The sequence below is a fragment of the Microbacterium pumilum genome, assembly GCF_039530225.1.
GTDB lineage: Bacteria > Actinomycetota > Actinomycetes > Actinomycetales > Microbacteriaceae > Microbacterium > Microbacterium pumilum.
This window is the reverse complement of sequence record NZ_BAAAOH010000001.1, coordinates 526,665-544,468: the sequence shown is the minus strand read 5'-3', so window position 1 is coordinate 544,468 and position 17,804 is coordinate 526,665. Positions and strand designations below refer to the sequence as shown.

The 17,804-nt window shown below is 69.8% G+C and carries 17 protein-coding genes; 16 read left to right on the top strand and 1 reads right to left on the bottom strand.

The window, feature by feature from the left end; translation table 11 throughout:
• Window positions 1–59: 59 nt before the first annotated feature.
• Window positions 60–929 carry a hypothetical protein gene (locus ABD188_RS02450; protein ID WP_344058183.1) on the top strand — a complete coding sequence of 290 codons (870 nt, stop codon included), beginning with the start codon at window positions 60–62 and terminating at the stop codon, window positions 927–929.
• 108 nt (window positions 930–1,037) lie between these two features.
• On the opposite strand, the gene ABD188_RS02445 is transcribed toward ABD188_RS02450, so the two are convergent.
• Window positions 1,038–2,588 (bottom strand): molybdopterin-dependent oxidoreductase, encoded by a 1,551-nt coding sequence (locus ABD188_RS02445; RefSeq protein ID WP_344058181.1) that lies wholly within the window; start codon window positions 2,586–2,588, stop codon window positions 1,038–1,040.
• Between the two features lie 156 nt (window positions 2,589–2,744).
• Here ABD188_RS02445 and ABD188_RS02440 point away from each other — a divergent pair, with 156 nt between their 5' ends.
• From ABD188_RS02440 to ABD188_RS02370, 15 genes are all read left to right on the top strand, one after another.
• Window positions 2,745–3,737, top strand: coding sequence for a hypothetical protein (locus ABD188_RS02440; protein ID WP_344058179.1), 993 nt, complete (start codon window positions 2,745–2,747; stop codon window positions 3,735–3,737).
• 83 nt (window positions 3,738–3,820) lie between these two features.
• Window positions 3,821–5,512: a circularly permuted type 2 ATP-grasp protein gene (locus ABD188_RS02435; protein ID WP_344058177.1), complete on the top strand. Its 1,692-nt coding sequence runs from the start codon at window positions 3,821–3,823 to the stop codon at window positions 5,510–5,512.
• Window positions 5,506–6,438, top strand: a complete 933-nt coding sequence (locus tag ABD188_RS02430) for an alpha-E domain-containing protein (RefSeq protein WP_344058175.1) — start codon at window positions 5,506–5,508, stop codon at window positions 6,436–6,438. The genes ABD188_RS02435 and ABD188_RS02430 overlap by 7 nt, the downstream gene beginning before the upstream one ends.
• Entirely contained in the window at window positions 6,435–7,280 is an 846-nt protein-coding gene (locus tag ABD188_RS02425; RefSeq protein WP_344058174.1) for a transglutaminase family protein, read from the top strand. Before ABD188_RS02430 ends, ABD188_RS02425 begins: the two co-directional genes overlap by 4 nt.
• A gap of 104 nt (window positions 7,281–7,384) precedes the next feature.
• Window positions 7,385–8,536: a PASTA domain-containing protein gene (locus ABD188_RS02420; RefSeq protein WP_344058172.1), complete on the top strand. Its 1,152-nt coding sequence runs from the start codon at window positions 7,385–7,387 to the stop codon at window positions 8,534–8,536.
• Between the two features lie 41 nt (window positions 8,537–8,577).
• A complete protein-coding gene (locus ABD188_RS02415) occupies window positions 8,578–9,441 on the top strand; it encodes a hypothetical protein (RefSeq protein WP_344058170.1) in 864 nt (287 codons plus the stop codon).
• Between the two features lie 45 nt (window positions 9,442–9,486).
• Window positions 9,487–10,374, top strand: a complete 888-nt coding sequence (locus tag ABD188_RS02410) for a hypothetical protein (protein ID WP_344058168.1) — start codon at window positions 9,487–9,489, stop codon at window positions 10,372–10,374.
• A gap of 466 nt (window positions 10,375–10,840) precedes the next feature.
• Window positions 10,841–11,563 carry a carboxypeptidase-like regulatory domain-containing protein gene (locus ABD188_RS02405; RefSeq protein ID WP_344058166.1) on the top strand — a complete coding sequence of 241 codons (723 nt, stop codon included), beginning with the start codon at window positions 10,841–10,843 and terminating at the stop codon, window positions 11,561–11,563.
• Between the two features lie 28 nt (window positions 11,564–11,591).
• Window positions 11,592–12,887 (top strand): phage tail sheath family protein, encoded by a 1,296-nt coding sequence (locus ABD188_RS02400; protein ID WP_344058164.1) that lies wholly within the window; start codon window positions 11,592–11,594, stop codon window positions 12,885–12,887.
• Window positions 12,887–13,384 carry a phage tail protein gene (locus ABD188_RS02395; protein WP_344058163.1) on the top strand — a complete coding sequence of 166 codons (498 nt, stop codon included), beginning with the start codon at window positions 12,887–12,889 and terminating at the stop codon, window positions 13,382–13,384. Before ABD188_RS02400 ends, ABD188_RS02395 begins: the two co-directional genes overlap by 1 nt.
• A complete protein-coding gene (locus ABD188_RS02390) occupies window positions 13,377–14,540 on the top strand; it encodes a hypothetical protein (RefSeq protein ID WP_344058161.1) in 1,164 nt (387 codons plus the stop codon). The genes ABD188_RS02395 and ABD188_RS02390 overlap by 8 nt, the downstream gene beginning before the upstream one ends.
• The gene (locus ABD188_RS02385) at window positions 14,540–15,478 is read left to right on the top strand and encodes a hypothetical protein (RefSeq protein WP_344058159.1); all 939 of its coding nucleotides are present in this window, start codon (window positions 14,540–14,542) and stop codon (window positions 15,476–15,478) included. The genes ABD188_RS02390 and ABD188_RS02385 overlap by 1 nt, the downstream gene beginning before the upstream one ends.
• Entirely contained in the window at window positions 15,475–17,016 is a 1,542-nt protein-coding gene (locus tag ABD188_RS02380) for a phage baseplate assembly protein V (protein ID WP_344058158.1), read from the top strand. Before ABD188_RS02385 ends, ABD188_RS02380 begins: the two co-directional genes overlap by 4 nt.
• Entirely contained in the window at window positions 17,016–17,360 is a 345-nt protein-coding gene (locus ABD188_RS02375; protein WP_344058156.1) for a hypothetical protein, read from the top strand. Before ABD188_RS02380 ends, ABD188_RS02375 begins: the two co-directional genes overlap by 1 nt.
• The gene (locus tag ABD188_RS02370; RefSeq protein WP_344058154.1) at window positions 17,357–17,803 is read left to right on the top strand and encodes a GPW/gp25 family protein; all 447 of its coding nucleotides are present in this window, start codon (window positions 17,357–17,359) and stop codon (window positions 17,801–17,803) included. The genes ABD188_RS02375 and ABD188_RS02370 overlap by 4 nt, the downstream gene beginning before the upstream one ends.
• The last annotated feature ends 1 nt before the right edge of the window (window position 17,804 follow it).

Below are 17,804 nucleotides of genomic sequence, written 5' to 3'. Positions count from 1 at the left end.
CGGCTCCGCCTGGGGGCGGTGCCGGTCGCACGACGCACACACCCGCCCCATGAGGAGGAATGTCGATGTACATCCGGCTGCGCACTGCCATTGTGATCGGAACACTCGCCGCGCTCATCGGAGGGGGCATGGCATCCATCTCGGCGTCCGCCGTCCGGCTGACCGACCTTCCCAACCTGCCGCCCGCCCCGACGGACCTCCCCAGCGCACCGGTCGCGCCGGCTGCCCCAGCGGTGGGTGCGGCCGCCGTCGGCGCCGTCACCACCTCTGAGCTCGATTTCGTCCCCGTTGCGCCGTGCCGCGTCGTGGACACGCGTGCGGCGGGCGGAAAGTTCGCCTCGGGCGCGTCCCGTGCGCTGTTCGTCGGAGGAACGGTCGGCTTCTTGGGGCAGGGAGGCACGGGCAACGGATGCGGGGTGCCTCTCGCGGCGAAGGCCGTCGCCCTTTCGATCACGACGGGCGAAGCCACGGGCGCAGGGCGGATCGTCGCATGGGCGGACGGTGCGTCGCAGCCGAACTCGACGGCGCTCTCGTACCTGAGCTCGGGGAGTATGACGGGCAACCCGATCGTGCCGCTCTCGACGACGGGCAAGATCCGGCTGCTCAACGTGAAGGCGGCGACTCACCTCGTGATCGATGTCGCGGGCTATTACATCGCACCCATGGTCGCGACCATCGGGTCCAACGGATCGATCCAGTCGTCCAGCGGACGCGTCCTCTCGGTGAATCACGCTGGCACCGGGGCGTACTTCGTGAGCTTCGACCGCCCTTTGACAGGCTGTGCCGCGACCGCGCAGGTCAGCGCCTACGCGTTCGCGGAAGGAGTCACGAGCCGTACCAGAGTCGATGGCTCCTTGATCGATGTGCGACTCGACAACATCAGCCACAACCCGACCGACCGGGATTTCACACTCATGATCCTCTGCTGATCCCGGCGGCGCCACGGCGGCCACCTTCTCGTTCAGCCCAGCCAACCGCACGGGAACCGGCTCGCTGAGCGCCTTCCCATCGACAGCCGCACCGAGCCGGCGAGGGGGTCAGAAGACCGACACCGTGCGCCAGTGCCAGCCTGTGGCGCCGTCGGGAGCGGGGTGCGCCTCATCCTCGGTCTGCAGCTCACCCGCCTTGCTGGTCGCGCGGCAGCGGATCACATGGTCGCCCTTCTCGGCGGTCCAGGCGAGGCTCCACTGCACCCAGGTGTCGTCCGAGATCGCCGTCGCGAGTCTCGCGGGAACCCATTCGCCCTCGTCGATCTGCACCTCGACGCCCTCGACCCCGACCTGCTGCTGCCACGCGACGCCGGCGATGACGACATCTCCGGCCTTCAGACCTTGACCCCTGAGAGGCACGTCGATCCGCGACTCGAGCTTGATCGGTCCACGCTCCGACCAGCCGCGATCCGTCCAGTACGCCCGAGCCCGGTCGAAGCGCGTGACCTCGAGTTCGACCACCCACTTCGTGGCCGACACATACCCGTAGAGTCCGGGCACCACCATCCGCACCGGGAATCCGTGCTCGGCAGGAAGCGGCTCACCGTTCATCCCTACGGCGAGGATCGCGTTGCGGTCATCTTGGAGCACCTCGAGAGGGGTGGATGCCGTGAACCCGTCGCTCGAGTGCGACAGCACCATGTCGGCATCGGATGTCGGCTTCGCGCGCGCCAGGAGTTCGCGGATCGGATAGCCCAGCCACACCGCGTTGCCGACGAGGTCGCCGCCGACCTCATTCGAGACGCACGTGAGCGTGGTGACGGACTCCTCGAGCGGAAGTGCCAGCAGTTCGTCCCACGTGATCTCGACCTCGTTCTCGACGAGTCCGTGGATCCGCAGGCTCCATTCGGCCGGGTTGAGCTGCGGCACGATGAGGGCGGTGTCGATCCGGTAGAACGACTCGTTCGGAGTGACGACGCTCGCGAGCCCCGGCAGGTCGAGCTCGGCGCCCGCCGGGATCGGCGGTGCCGCCACCGCGGGAGTGGGAAGCTTCAGCGTCTGACGGACGGCGGTCACCGTGCTGGCTCCGGCGCGCAACAGCGTGCCCCCCACAGCGGCGAGCACTCCGACGGCGGCCGCACCGGCTGTCCACCCGATGAACGTGCGGCGGTCGACGCCTGCGCTGGGCCTCGACTCCGCCGGACGGGACGCGGTTCCTGCGGGCACCCGCTTGACGAGCATCCGGAGCGCCACCGCGGCGACGATGCCCGCGACGGCCGACGGAATCCAGTCGAGCGGTCCGGCATCAGCTCGCGTCATCGCCGCCAGCACGCCGACCGCGCCGAAGCCGAGCATCACGACCGAGCCCCACGGCGACCGCCACAGCTCGAGCAGCCCGGCGGCTGCGGCGACCAGCACCAGCACGATCGCGATTCCGAGCAGGAGCGCGAACTTGTCGCTGGTGCCGAACAGCGCGATCGCAGCATCCTTCGCCCACGGTGGGGCGAGGTCGATGAGGGCCGAGCCGATGGCGGCGAACGGGCTGGCGGCCGGCGCGACCACGGCGGCTGTCAATTCGCCGAGACCGGCGCCGAGCACGGCGGAAGCGGCGCCCGCGGCGGCAGCGGCGAGGCGACGGCTTGTCGGGCTGGCGGCCACGTGATGAGCCTACGCGGAGTGGCGTGGGCCGGGGCGGAAAGCCGGGGGTCTGCCCCCCGTCGATGCGGTGGCCGGCCGGGTGTCTCGCGCGTGAGCACGTCCCTAGCGTCGCAAGTACCGGCGGATCCACGGCCGGAACGACGATCGGGGGCAATGATGACCACTTCGACGAAGCCTGTCGGCGCATCGTCCGAGGACTCCGCGGCGGGGCCGGGGAGCCTCCGCTGGCACGGACCGCTCATCGCGCTCGCCGCCACGATGGCGATCACCGGACTCGTGAGCATCGGCGGGCTGCTCCTCGACGGGCGTGAGCTCGTCGGCGCGCCGATCTGGGCGAAGCCGTTCAAGTTCTCGGTGTCGATACTGATCTACGCCGTGACGTGGGCCTGGCTCATCGGCCAGCTGCGTCGGTTCCGCCGCATCGCGTGGTGGGCCGGCACCGTGATCTCCGCGACCCTCTTCATCGAGATGGCCGCGGTCATCAGCCAGACGGTGCGGGGCGAGCGCAGCCACTTCAACCAGCAGACGCCGTACGACGATTTCGTGTGGTCCGTCATGGGCGCCACCATCGCCGTGCTGTGGCTGGCGACGCTCGTCGCCGCGATCCTGCTGTGGTTCTCGCCATACGCCGATCGCGCTCGCACGCTGGCGGTGCGCCTCGGGTCCGTCATCTGCCTCGTCGGCCTCTCGCTCGGGTTTCTCATGACCATCCCCAGCGAGGCCCAGATGGCTGCGGGAGGCGACATCGTCGGCGCACACACGGTCGGCGCCGTTGACGGCGGGCCCGGCATCCTGATCCTGGGCTGGAGCACCGAGCATGGCGATCTGCGCATCCCGCACTTCGTCGGCATGCACGCCCTGCAGCTCATCCCGCTGGCGCTGATCCTGGTCGAGCTCGCCTCGCGCCGCATCCCCATCCTCCGTGATGTGCGCGTGCGGGTCGGCCTCGTCTGGACGACGGCGGTCGTCTACACCGGCGTCGTGGCGCTCGTCACGTGGCAGGCGCTGCGCGGCCAGTCGATCGTGCAGCCTGACGGCCTGACCCTCCTCGCGGCCGGCGCGATCGTCGTGGTCGCCGGGGTGGGCGTCGCAGCGAGCCTGGCCATGGGCCGTTCGCGCAGCGGAGCAGGGGCGGGCATCGCCCCGTGACTCGGCGCGGCTGACAACGGACACGATCGCGGTGTCCAGTTCCGAAACACCTCGGCAACACAGCCCCCAGTAGGCTCATCCCCATGGGCGATCTCTTCGATGGCTACGGCTCCACGCTGGCGCCGCGGAAGACTGCGAGCGGCATTCCGGCATTCGACGAGATGTTCGGCAACCCGGCTCACCCTGGCGAGGCAGCGGAATCCCGCGAGGCCTATCGGGAGCTCTACCAGGCGCTGGCGCGCATGACTCAAGAGGAGTTGCGCGGACGCACCGAATCGCTCGCGAGCTCCTACCTGGCGCAGGGCGTGACGTTCGACTTCGCGGGGGAGGAGCGTCCCTTCCCGTTGGATGCGGTGCCGCGCGTGATCGCCTTCGAGGAGTGGTCGAGGATCGAGTCCGGCGTCAAGCAGCGGGTGCGAGCGCTCGAGGCATTTCTCGACGACGCCTACGGGCACCAGCATTGCGTCCGCGACGAAGTGCTGCCCGCGGGCCTGATCGCGTCATCCCAGTACTTCTACCGCCAGGCCGCCGGCATCCACAGTGCGAACGGCGTTCGCATCCAGGTGTCGGGCATCGACCTGATCCGCGACGAGCACGGTGAGATGCGCGTGCTCGAAGACAACGTGCGAGTCCCTTCGGGGGTGAGCTACGTCATCTCGAACCGCCGGGTCATGGCCCAGACGCTTCCCGAGCTGTTCGTCTCGATGCAGGTGCGGCCCGTGGGCGACTACCCCAACAAGCTCCTCGCAGCCCTCCGGGCATCGGCGCCGCCCGGGGTGGAGGATCCGAACGTCGTCGTGCTGACGCCGGGCGTCTACAACTCCGCCTACTTCGAGCACACGCTGCTCGCGCGGCTGATGGGAGTCGAGCTCGTCGAAGGTCGCGACCTGCTGTGCATCGGCGGCAAGGTCTTCATGCGCACCACGCGCGGCCCGAAGCGGGTCGACGTCATCTATCGCCGCGTCGACGACGAATTCCTCGACCCGCTTCAGTTCCGTGCCGACTCGATGCTCGGGGCTCCGGGTCTGATGCTCGCCGCGCGTCTCGGCAATGTCACCATCGCCAACGCCGTCGGCAACGGCGTCGCGGACGACAAGCTGCTCTACACATATGTGCCCGAGCTCATCCGCTACTACCTTGCCGAGGAGCCGATCCTCAAGAACGTCGACACCTGGCGGCTCGAAGACGCAGGAGCCCTCGAAGAGGTGCTCGACCGCCTCGCCGAGCTCGTGGTCAAGCCCGTGGACGGCTCGGGCGGCAAGGGACTGGTCGTAGGGCCGGATGCCTCGCCCGCCGAGCTCGACAAGCTTCGCCAGCGGCTCATCGCCGATCCTCGCGGCTGGATCGCACAGCCCGTCGTCATGCTCTCGACGATCCCGACCCTCGTCGAGGACGGGATGCGCCCGCGCCACGCCGACCTGCGCCCCTTCGCGGTGAACGACGGCGAGAACGTCTGGGTGCTGCCCGGGGGGCTCACCCGCGTCGCCCTGCCGGAGGGCCAGCTCGTCGTCAACTCGAGCCAGGGCGGCGGATCGAAGGACACCTGGGTGATCGGCGGCTCGGCCCCCGCGCACGTCGAATACGGACAGGGCAGTGGTCTGGCCGGACTCGTCGCCGACCAGGCGGCCACCGTGACCGCCGCCATCCCGATCATCTACGACGGACAGCCCGAGCCGACGCACTCGCCGCAGGATCGGCCCCGGTCGCGCATCGAGCAGCAGGAGCAGCAACAGCAGCAACAGCAGTCGCAGGATGCGGAGGTGACGTCATGCTGAGCCGCATCGCAGAGTCGCTGTTCTGGATCGGTCGGTACATCGAGCGCGCCGACGGCACCGCGCGCATCCTCGACGTGCACCTGCAGCTGCTCCTCGAAGACCCTTGGATCGACGAAGACACGGCCTGTCGCTCGCTGCTGAGCGTCATGGGCTCGTTCCCCCCACAGGGCCTCGAGGTGGTTCGCCGTGGTGACGTGCTGCAGCGTCTCGCCGTCGACCGCATGAACCCCGCGAGCATCGCGTACGCCCTGACCGCAGCACGCGAGAATGCCCGGCGAGCCCGCGAGATCGTGTCGACCGAGCTCTGGGAGACACTCAACACGACGAGTGCCAGGATGCCGCGACGCCTGCAGACCGAGAAGGTGCACGAGTTCTTCCAGTGGGTGCGCGAGCGCTCGGCGCTCGCGGTCGGCATCGTCGACTCGTCCACGAGTCGGGATGAGGCGTGGCAGTTCTTCACGCTCGGACGCAGCATCGAGCGCGCCGACATGACGGCGCGACTTCTCGCAACGAGGTCGCTCACGCAGGCATCGGGCCCCTCGTGGACCACCATCCTGCGTTCGTGCGGTGCCTACGAAGCGTACCTGCGGACCTATCGGGGCATGCCCAGCGCTCGAAACGCCGCGGAGTTCCTGCTGCTCGACCGGCTCTTCCCGCGCTCGATCATCTACTCGATCCAGCGGGCCGAGAACTGCATGAGCGCGATCGACCCGCGCGCCGATCGCGTGGGGCACTCGAACACCGTCCTCCGTGCGCTCGGCCAGATCCGCAATGACCTCGAGTATCGGCCGGTCAGCGAGATCCTGGACGAGCTCCCGCAGCATATGAAACGGGTGCAGAAGGTGACCCGTGAGGCATCCGAGGCGATCCGTCACCGGTTCTTCCCCGCGCAGGCGGAGCCCAGCTGGATCGGGGAGATCTCATGAAGCGCCTGCGCATCGAGCACCAGACCGGGTTCAGCTATCAAGGCGACGTGACGGCTTCGTACAACGAAGCGCGGATGCTGCCGGGTTCGACCGACAGCCAGTTCGTGCTCAACTCGTCGCTCGACATCGAGCCCTCGACATCCGTCAACCAGTACGTCGACTACTTCGGCACGCGCGTCGCCGCGTTCGATGTTCTGTCACCTCACGGGGCGCTGACCATCACGGCGCGGTCCCTCGTCGAGGTGCGGCCGCGTCCGCTCGAGCACGTCGACGTCTCGTGGCACATGCTTGCGCGCGAGTCGTCGCGATCGATCGAGACCGTCGAGCAGATGACGCAGACGCACCGCACGCGGCCGCATCCGGAGGTGGCCGACCTCGCTCGTTCGATCGCCGCCGACCACGATCATCCCGGGCGGGCCGCGCATGCGATCGCGATCGCCGTGGGCGATGCCGTCGAATACATGCACGGGATCACCGGCGTGCACTCGACCGCTCACGAGGCATGGGAAGCCCGCAAGGGCGTCTGCCAGGACATCGCCCACGTCACGCTCGGAGCGCTGCGCGAAGTCGGCATTCCGGCGCGCTACGTCTCGGGCTATCTGCATCCACGGCCGAGCGCCGAGGTCGGTGAGCCGGTCACCGGCGAATCCCACGCCTGGATCGAATGGTTCGCCGGCGAGTGGCAGGGCTTCGATCCCACGAACAACATCGAGATCGGCGACCGTCACGTGCTCGTCGGCCGCGGGCGGGATTACGGCGATGTGCCGCCGCTGCGCGGCGTGTACGCCGGGCCCTTCAAGAGCCACCTCCACGTGAAGGTGACCATCACACGCGAGGCGTGAGCCTCGCGCGACCGGCGGGGTGGTGCCGCTGCGGAACAGCATCCGTCACCGTCGAGTAGCACGAAGCCCTGGTCCGAGCGTGCCGCCTGCGGTACGGTGTGGCCATGTCGTCGGGCGGCGATTTCGGTCCGGTGGATCCCGCGGTGGTCGGTGGTCCACCGTTCGCCGTTGCGGGTCCGTCCACCGTCGCCCTGGATGGCGCACGAGCGGGGTCCGGGTCGTTCACCGTGTCGAACGTGACCGGTCGCCCGGTGCGAGCCCGTGTGATGGTGGTGCCGAGTGCGGGCGCCGATGCGTCGTGGTTCCAGGTGGTGGGGGAGTCGGAGCGGTCACTGCCGGTCGCCGGCACGGCGACGGTGGATGTCACGGTGAAAGTGGCGGAGAAGGCACCGGCGGGCGCATTCTCGTTCGCGGTCGGAGCCGCACTGGAGGAGGCGCCCGATCAGGTGGTGTCCGGTCCCACCGTGGCGTTCCAGGTTCCGGAGCCCAAGAAGCGCAAGTTCCCGTGGTGGATCGTGATCGTCGCAGCGGTCGCGCTGCTGCTGCTCATCGGCGGCGGCATCACGATCTGGCTGCTGATGCGAACCCCCGCTGCCCCGACGATGAGCCAGGCGCCCACGGTCTCGGGCACGGTGCAGGTCGGGGCGGAACTCGCCGTCGCTCCCGGCGTCTGGGATCCTGACGACTCGGTGCTCGTGCACACCTGGCAAGCGTGTCCGGATGCCGCCACCGACGAGGACGACGCAGAGTGCGCCGATATCATCGTCGGCACCGGCGAGGACGCCGCGAGTGCACGCGGCCCGACGTACGTCGTGGGTGCGGATGTGGTCGGCATGCGGATCCGCGTCGTCGAGACCGCCGTGCGAGTCGATCCCGAGACGTTCGGCGAGGACGGCCCTGACGACCTCTCCGACCTCCCCAATGCGTCGGCATCCTCTGCCATGACGGATCCGGTGGTCGCGGCGCCCCCCACGACCGCAGAGGTGCCGCCCGTCGAGACCTTGCCCTACAGCCAGGCGGTGTCCCTGCTCTCGGCGGCCGGATTCCAGGTCGTCCGCACCACGTCCGACGAGATCGGGGAGTGCGATCCGGACGTGGTGGACCAGAGTCCCGACGGCTTCGAGCAGGCGCCCATCGGCAGCGTGGTGGGAATCACGACCCTGCATCCGCCGGAACTCCTGACATGCATCGGGTGGATCCAGAAGGACGACCTGGTGATCACGAACGATTGGTTCTTCGAGCAAGTGGGTCCTTGATAACGGTTCACCGAGAGGGGCGTCGCTGATACCGTGTGCCCATGTCGGGCGGTGAGGGTTTCGGTCCAGCAGGACCTGTCGCAGCGGAGGGACCGCCGTTCTCGGTGGCGGGACCCACGACCGTGTCGTTGGATGCCGCGCGGACGGGGTCTGGGTCGTTCACCGTGTCGAACGTGACCGGACGTGCGGTGCGGGCGCGCGTGCTCGTGCTGCCTGGCGAGGGTGCGGATGCATCGTGGTTCCAGGTGACGGGGGAGTCGGAGCGTGCGCTGCCGTTGGCAGGCACGGCGACGGTGGATGTCGCGATCAAGGTGGCGGAGAAGGCGCCAGCAGGGTCTTTCTCGTTCGCCGTCGGCGCGGCGCTGGAAGAGGCACCTGATCAGGTGGTTTCGGGTCCGACGGTGGTGTTCCAGGTGCCGGGGGCCACGAAGCGCAGGTTCCCCTGGTGGATCGTGATCGTCGCCGCGGTGGCGCTGCTGCTGCTCGTGGGTGGCGGCATCCTGATCTGGAACCTCACCCGCCCGAACCCGCAGCCCAGTCCGACCGACACGGGACCCGCGGTCCTGCGGTCGGAGACGTTCCTGTTCGACACCGCCACCCGTGACGTCGACCTGGACCTCGACGGCGTGACCGACATCCAGCTCTCCGATGCCGACCTCTCACCCGCGGTTCCCGCCGGGCGACCGACCACCGTGTTCGGCAACATGCGAGGAGTGGCCTTCATCCCTGCGCCGACCTTCGAGCAGTGCCGGGACGTATTCCTCCAGCAGTTCGTCGAGGTCCCCGAGGCCGACGACGGCACCTTCGTCTGCGTGTTCACCAGCGAAGGGCACGCGGGGGTGCTCGAATTCGGCCCGACGCAGCCCGATCAGAGCCGAGAGGTCAAGGCGACGGTCTGGGAATAGCGTTCGGTCTGTCACGGCGTCTCGGGTCGCTGATACCGTGTGGCCATGTCTGGCGGTGATGGTTTCGGTCCGGTAGGACCTGAGGCGGCTCAGGGGCCTCCGTTTGCAGTGGCGGGTCCGTCGACCGTGTCGTTGGATTCCACGCGCTCGGGATCGGGCTCGTTCACCGTGTCGAACGTGACGGGGCGCCCGGTGCGGGCGCGGATGCTGGTGCTGCCGGGCGCGGGCGCGGATGCGTCCTGGTTCCAGGTCGTGGGTGAGTCGGAGCGGGCGCTCCCGGTGGCCGGCAGTGCGACGGTGGATGTCGCACTGAAAGTCCCCGAGCAGGCTCCGGCCGGCCCCTCTTCATTCGCGGTCGGTGCGGCACTCGAAGAGGCGCCGGATCAGGTGGTGTCGGGTCCGACGGTGACGTTCCAGGTGCCGGCGCCGACGAAGCGCAGGTTCCCCTGGTGGATCGTGATCGTGGCGGCGGTCGCCCTGCTGCTGCTGGTGGGTGGCGGCATCCTGATCTGGAATCTCACCCGACCAGACCCCACTCCCACCGAGACGGCGGCGGAGGAGCCGCCGGTATTCCTGTCCGACCTGTTCCTCGCCACGCCGAACATGTACTTCGACCTCGACGAGAGTCGCTCGACCACCACGCCGACCGACGGAGTGGATGTGTACTTCTATCAGGGCGGCGGCTCGGGCGAGCTGGGCGTCGTCGGGCAGGGTCCGCCGCGTCTCGCCGTCGTCGACGAGCCGACGTTCGCGGCGTGTGAAGCCGCCACCGCATACGACGACATCGATGCCCAGAACATCACTCTCCTTCCGGACCGGGAGACGTTCGTCTGCGTGAAGCTGACCGATCAGCAGCGCTGGTCCGTGATGTCCATCGGCCCCATCACCGGGGACGGGTTCCCGGTCTCGTTCACCACGTGGGAGCGTGGCTGACGCCGGCCCACGACGCCCCTGGTGCGCCCGCACGGCGACTGCTACCGTGTGGCCGTGGCGACCAGGGGGGCGCGGCGCCGCGAGTGGGTCCATGACTCGTGCCGCTTGCCGACTGTCGCGGCGGCGACGGACGCCGCCGCGCGAATCCGCGCGGGCGGGACGAGCTAGGCCACCATGGGAAAACCCGTCGTCCGGACCATCCTGACCCCTGCCGCGTCGGCCGCACTGGCGGTGGGCACACCGTTCGCGGCGCAGGCCCGCCTCCTCGGACCGATCCTCCTTCGGATCGTCGGTATCACGCACGCGGTGTCGGCACTCTTACAGCGCGTGTGGTCCCTCACGATCGGTCTCATCCCGCGGCTTGCCAAGGTCCGCGAGACCGCACGGTTCCGCGCGCCTGCGAGGTCGGCGGCGCCGGGCCTCCGGGACTGTATCTCCTTCGCGCCACCGATGGAGCTGTGGGCATATGGCACGGAACCCTGAGCCCGCCGAGGACTTCGCCCGTGCCATCGAACCGGTGAGCGCGTGGGCGACCGACGTCACGAAGCTCCCGGTGGTCCACGACTTCGACGAGGAGCACACCGGAGACGGCGCCGTGCTGCTCCGCCCGCTCCACCTCGAGCTCGCGGGCCCGGCGGGGCCGGATCGGCGATACATCAGCAGCGCCGAACTCACGCTCGGCCTGCTGGTGACGACAGTGGGGCTCGCCATGTTCGACGCCGCCGGGGTCACCAGCGGGCTCGCGCTGTCGGCGACATCCGACACCGACTGGCCGATGGATGCGGCAGGCCCGAGCCTCGACCTCTGGCGAGCCCTCGACCGCGCACCCGCGCCCGCCTTCATCCTGCGCGTGCCGGTGCAGCGCATCGTGGAACGTCCGACGGCACCGCTCGTCAGGGAGCCGCTGCACGTCATGCCGGCCAACATGCACGTCGTCGTCGGCAGGGTCGTGGCATCCGACGGTCGACCGCTCGCCTCCGCACGCATCGCCTTCGCCGATTCCGGTGCGTGGGTGATGTCCGATCACCGCGGCCGGTTCCGCCTCCCCGTCGCCACCGTCGAGGGCGGTCCGCTCAGTCTGAGCGTCCGTGCCCGCGGTGTGGCGCGCACATTCACCGTCGATGCGCCGCTCGAGCGAGCCGGCGGCGACCTCGGGGACCTCGCTCTCCCCATACCTGAATCCGTCTGACCGACACTGAGAAAGGACAGGACGACACATGCCCCAATACCTCACTCCGGGCGTCTACGTAGAAGAAGTCATGGAGGGCACCCGACCGATCGAAGGGGTCGGCACGAACGTCGCGGCATTCATAGGGCGGGCCGACAATCTCGAGGCTCCCGTCGGCGTCCCCTTGGCGGTCAACAACTGGACGCAGTACCGGACCATCTTCGGCGGCGAAGGGCCGAGCTCGGACCTCACGCTCGCCGTGCACGGGTTCTTCCTCAACGGCGGTCAGCGCTGCTACGTGCTGAACATCGGCAAGAACGGCTCTGTCGCCGGAACGTCGTCCCAACCGGGCATCGACAAGTTCGGAACGATCGACGAGATCGCCATCGTCGCGGCGCCGGGCGAGACGGATGCCGTGTCGCTCGAAGCGGTCATCAGCCACTGCGAGAGCATGCAGGACCGCGTCGCCGTGCTCGACTTCCCGCAGGGGATCACCGACCTGAACACGCTGACGAGGCCGGCGACGGTGACAGGCCCGACCTCATCGAGCTCGTCCGGCTCGTCCGGCTCGTCGGCCGACGGAGCGGCATCCGACGCCGAGGGCGCGTCCGATGCCGAGGGCGCGGAGGCACCGCCGCCGGCGTCGCCCGCCCGACGCGGCGCCCCCGGCGCACCGACCGAGGAGGGCAACGCGTCACGCGAGACGGACTGGGCGGCGCAGTACGGCCCGTACATCTGGATCGTCGACCCGGTCACCGGCAAGCTCGTGCTCGCCCCCCCGTCCGGCCATGTCGCCGGCGTGTGGGCGCGCGTCGACGGCAGTCGCGGCGTGCACAAGGCCCCGGCCAACGAGATCGTGCGCGGCGCGGTCGGCCTCGAGTACGCGCTGACCTCCAGCGAGCAGGGACTGCTGAACAGCTCGGGCATCAATGCGATTCGCATGATCAACGGTGGCATCAGGATCTGGGGCGCCAGGACCAGGGCGGGCAGCGCCAGCCCATGGAAGTACCTGCCGGTGCGCCGGCTCTTCGCCTTCGCCGAGGAGTCGATCCAGCAGGGCACCAACTGGGTGGTGTTCGAGCCCAACGACCGAACGCTCTGGAACCTGCTCCGACGGGACGTCATCGCGTTCCTCCGTCGGCTGTGGAGCGACGGCGCACTGTTCGGCGCGACCGAACGCGAGGCGTTCTTCGTCAAGTGCGACGCCGAGACCAACCCGCCGGAGAACATCGACGCGGGCATCTTGACGGCACTCGTGGGCATGGCACCGGTCAAACCGGCTGAGTTCATCGTCTTCAAGGTCAGCCAATACGTGGCCGGCAGCGCCGGCGGAGAGGAAGCATAGTGAGCGACGCATCCGCTGCTCCCACGACGCCGCCGGCCCCGGCTGCGGCCCAGCCTCTGTTCGAGGCACCGTTCGGAGCGAGCAACTTCAAGCTGGTGATCGGCAAGCTCGCCGTCGGGCACTTCACCGAGTGCTCGGGTCCGCGGGTGACGATCGACACCGTCGAGTATCGCGAGGCAGGTCAGTCGCAGGTGGTGCACCACATCCCCACCCTTGCCAGCTACGAGACGCTGTACCTGCGGCAGGGGCTGACCCGCCAGACGGAGCTGTGGGATTGGTTCGCAGCCACGCTCCGGGGCGAGATCCGGCGACTCGCGGTCTCCATCATCCTGCTGGACTCACGCGGTACGACACCGGTCGTGCAGTGGGATCTTGCCGGGTCGTTTCCGGTGAGCTTCGCGGGTGCCCGCCTCCAGGCGACCGCCCGCGACGTCTACATCCACGAGTTCGGGCTGAAGTACGAGGGCATCGAGAGGGTGGGTTCGGCCAATGCCTGATGGGCGTCGCCCGGGTCTCTGGAAGACACTGGTCGCCGCCGCTCAGACCGCCTTCGACCGTGTCGCCGACGGTCTCGAGCTCGCCGCCGAGGGACTGCGCTCGCTCGGGAGCGAGCGGGCGCCGGTGCTGCCGAAGGACCCGCGACTCGCGGGCGTCGATCCGGGGATCGCCGCGTATGTCGCCGCGCAGGATCCGGAGTGGTTCTCGTTCGATCTGACGGGCGACGCACCGGAACCGGGCTGGCCGGGCGGCGATGGCGCGCTGCCGCCGTGGCCGACGGCAGAGGCCACCGCCGCGACTCGCGCTCCGCAGACGCAGGAGTCCCCAGCGGCCGGCCGAGGTTCGTCGGCCGCATCCGAGCCACCCCGGCGCCGCCGGCGACCGGCGCGCGGGAAGCCCACCGCCGCCGAGCTGCCCGCAGGTCGGCCCGCGCGGCCGTCGCGCATCTCATTCCGCCGGCGATCGCGCCACGTCTCCGACCGGGAGGCATCGGAGGACGGCCGTCGTGGCGTCGACGCCGCAAGTGCGACTCCCAGCGAGTCGAACCCGAAGCCGCCGCGCGCCGCCGATCCGAAGGGCCCGCGAACGCCGACCGTGGCGGGACTCGCCGAATCGGGTGCGACAGCGGACGTCGGCAGCCGCGCGGCGAAGACCGGTCAGGAACACTTCGACGACCGCCGCACAAGCGGCGCGAAGCAGGACGTGCAGGCTGCGCGGCCGGACCATGCCGGCCTCACACCGCCGTCGCCCGTGCCATCGCTCGTCCCCTCACCCGACTCCTCACCGCCGCGAATCGCCGTCGCGTCGCGGCCGGTCCGGGATTCGCCGCTCGCGGCGACGACCCCGGCGCCCCAGGTGGCAGCGACCGCCCGTCAACACACGCACGAGCCGTCCTGGCCGGCGCAGCCCCGTCCTGCGGCTTCCGTCGCCCCGTCGCGGGACCGGATCGAGCAGGCCCCCCGGTCTCGCACGCCGGGGCCCGCGTCGATCGCACCGGCGGTGCGGATCTCGAGGGGCGACCTCACGAGGCCGGCGCCGTGGCCGGAGCTGCCTCCTTCGACATGGAGCGCACCGCCGATGGACTCGGGCGGAACGCTCGCATGGGAGGGCGCATCGCCTGCTGATGTGCTCATCGACGAACAGCGGAGCACCTGATGGAGCGGGTGGCCTTCCTCCTGCCTGACGGCGAGCGGATCACATGCATGCTCAACCCGGAGCACATCGTGCAGCGCCGCGTCGCGGGCCTCGCACCCCGCCGCACCGGCGCGGGTGTCGTCGCAGGTCCGGCGCGCTCCGACTCTCCCCTGCTGCACACCGGCGGCGGCCGCACCGAGCTGGAGCTTCAGCTGCTCTTCGACCTCGACCTCCTTCCGCCGCCGATCGTCCCTCCGCCTGCGCCTGTTCAGACCGAGCCGGTGGCGGCTGAGCCGGTGGCGGCTGAGCCGAGCGGGTCGGATGTCGGCACACTCCAGCCCGGCGACGTCGAGATCGCCGAGCCCGGCACGGAGACGCCGCTTCCCATCGAGAGCGGCACGGACATCCCGCTCTCCACCGCGGTCGTGCCGCCGCGCCGCGACGTCCGCGATCACACCAGACCGCTGTGGCAGCTGGCCGAGAACTCGGACAAGGGCGGCCGGGGCGTTCCGGAGGTCCGGGTCGTCTACGGCAAGGAGATGAACGTGCTGGCCGTCGTCGAGTCGCTCGCGGAGCGATTCGAACGGTTCGACGCGAGCGGCACGCCCAGTCGGTCCTGGCTCAGCATGCGTCTGGTCCGAGTACCCGACCCGAATCCTCCCGCGCCCGAGACGCCCGTCCCTGTCACGATCCCGGATGCCGAGGCCGCGGCGATCGCGGCTGCCGCACCCGCGGCGATCCACGTGGTCATCGGAGCGGGTTCGTCGTCGGATGAAGGGCCGGCTGCGGGGGGAGAGACCCTCCCCGAGATCGCGGCCCGCTATTTCGGCGGCCGCTCGGCGCTGTGGCGGTGGATCGCGGACGTCAACGTGCTCGACGACGTCATCTGGCCCGAGGCCGGCCGCGATCTCATCATCCCCCCCGCCCCGGAGGATCTGCCGACGGGAGCGACGCGATGACCGATGCCGCCACCGTTGCCCTGGGACCGCATCGGGTTCCGGGCGTGACACTGCGCGTCGACGGCGACGAGCTCGACGCCGTGGACGTCGCCCTGCTCGCGGGCATCCGGGTGCGACGGGAGGCAAGTGCGCCGACGGCGTGCGCGCTCACGTTCGAGGATCCCGCGGACGCAGATGCGCTCGAGGGCATCCTGGCTCTCGGGGCGTCGGTCGAGGCATCCGTCGAGGGCTTCTCGGATGCACTCTTCACGGGAGAGATCGTCTCGGTCGAGGAGTCATTCGGTGCCGACGGCACGTTGCTCGTCACGGCTCGCTGCCAGGACGCCGCCCACCGGATGCGGGCCGATTCGCAGCTGAGGGTCTTCGTGGACGTGTCGGTGGCAGAGCTCGTGCGGGAACTGGCGTCGACCGCGGGATTGGACGTCGACGCATCCGAGGAAGGGCCTCGCATGCCGAGGCTCGTGCAGGACGGCCGGTCCGCTCTCGATCTTGTGACGGCCATCACCCGCCGCGCGGGGCTGTGGTGGCGGGTCGACCCGTCCGGGAGCACTCTCGAGCTCTTCAGCGACGAGGGCGCGGGCGACGAGGTCACGGTCGTCTACGGCGAGACCCTGCTGCACGCGACCGTGACGTCGAGTTCGCTGGCGAACCGGTCGGGCTGGCGCGTCATGGGGTGGGACCCCGTGACCGGCGATGTGGCGACGGGATCGGCGGATGGCGAATCCACCGCTCCCGGGGCGGCGGAAGGCATCCTCGGCGGGGCGATGACAGCCGGTGCCGCCCACCTCGACGCGCTGGCCCGCGGACTCGCGGGCGATGACCGCGCCGCCGGACGGTCGCTGCGGGCGGTCATCGAGGGTGATCCGGCCCTCGAGCCCGGAACCACGCTCATCATCGAGGGGCTCACCTCCGGCGCGTCAGGGTCGTTCGTCCTTCTCACCGCGGACCACGTCATCGACTCGTTCGGCGGGTACACGTGCACGGTCACGACCACGACGCCGGACCACCTGCGCCTGCTGCGCCGGCTCGACGATTCGCCCGGGCGTGAGGCATCCGCCATCACGATCGGAGAGGTCCTGCGGATCGACGATCCTGATGGACGAGGACGCGTGCGCGTCGCGCTCTCCGCCTACGACGGGCTGGAGTCGGAGTGGCTTCCGGTGATCGCGCTCGGCGCAGGGGAGAGCAAGGGGCTCGCATTGCAGCCGGATGTGGGCGACCAGGTCGTCGTCGCGCACGACTCCCGCGACCCCGGTCGGGGCGTGGTGCTGGGCGGGCTGCGCACGAACGATGGCGGTGAGCCCGGCGTCGGCGTCGTCGATGGCGCGGTCGGCGTGTACGGACTGCGGCTCCCGACCGGCCAGTCGCTGCGCATGAGCGCCGACGGCGACAGCCTCGTGATCGGCAATCAGACCGGAAGCCGGGTCGAGCTCACCGAGACGGGGATCGTCGTGCACGCCGAGGGAGACCTCGTCCTCGAGGCTCCCGGTCACCTCATGCGGCTGCAGGCCGATCGCATCGAACTGGAGCAGGCCTGATGTGGTACTGGGTGACCCTGGATGCCGACATCCGCTGCGAGCACAAGCTCGGCAAGCTGGATCTCATCGCTCCCGAGGACTTCGTCTTCGTCTCGGGTCAGCCCGTATTGACCGACCACGATCCTGTCGGTCGACCGATCGGCGGATGCCCGAACCTGAGCGTCGGAATCAAGCCGTGCACCACGACCGTGAATCTGCAGCGAGGCGAGTCGGGGTTCGTGACGATCGCCGGCAAGCCGATCGTGCGCGCCGACCTCGCCGGCCTCACCGACGGAACGCCGCAGGGGCAGGTCAAGTACCGAGTAGATCATCCCGGACAGACGCTCGTGACGGAGGCGCCATGACGATCCAGGTGCCGACGAGACGCACACCGCCCACCTGGATCGGGTGGCGGTTCGGTCATCCCGACCTCGATGACGGCCTCAGCGGGCTGTCCGTCGGTCCGAACGGGAGTATCGAGCTCGTCCGCGATGCCGACGCGATCCGTCAGGCGCTCATGCTGCTGCTGTCGACCCGCCCCGGCGAGCGGATCATGCGACCCGACTACGGCTGCGATCTCGCCCGCCTCATCTTCTCGCCGAACGATGCCACCGCGGCGGGCCTTGCCAGGTATTACGTCGGCCGCGCCGTCGAGCGGTTCGAGCCGCGTGTCATCATCCTCGCGATCGATGCGGGGCCGGTCCCCGACGCGCCCGACCGCCTCCAGGTGATTCTCGACTACCGTCCACGCCTCGGCGGGCCGGCCGACCGGCTGATCGCCGACGTCGCACTGCAAGGGGGTGCCTGAC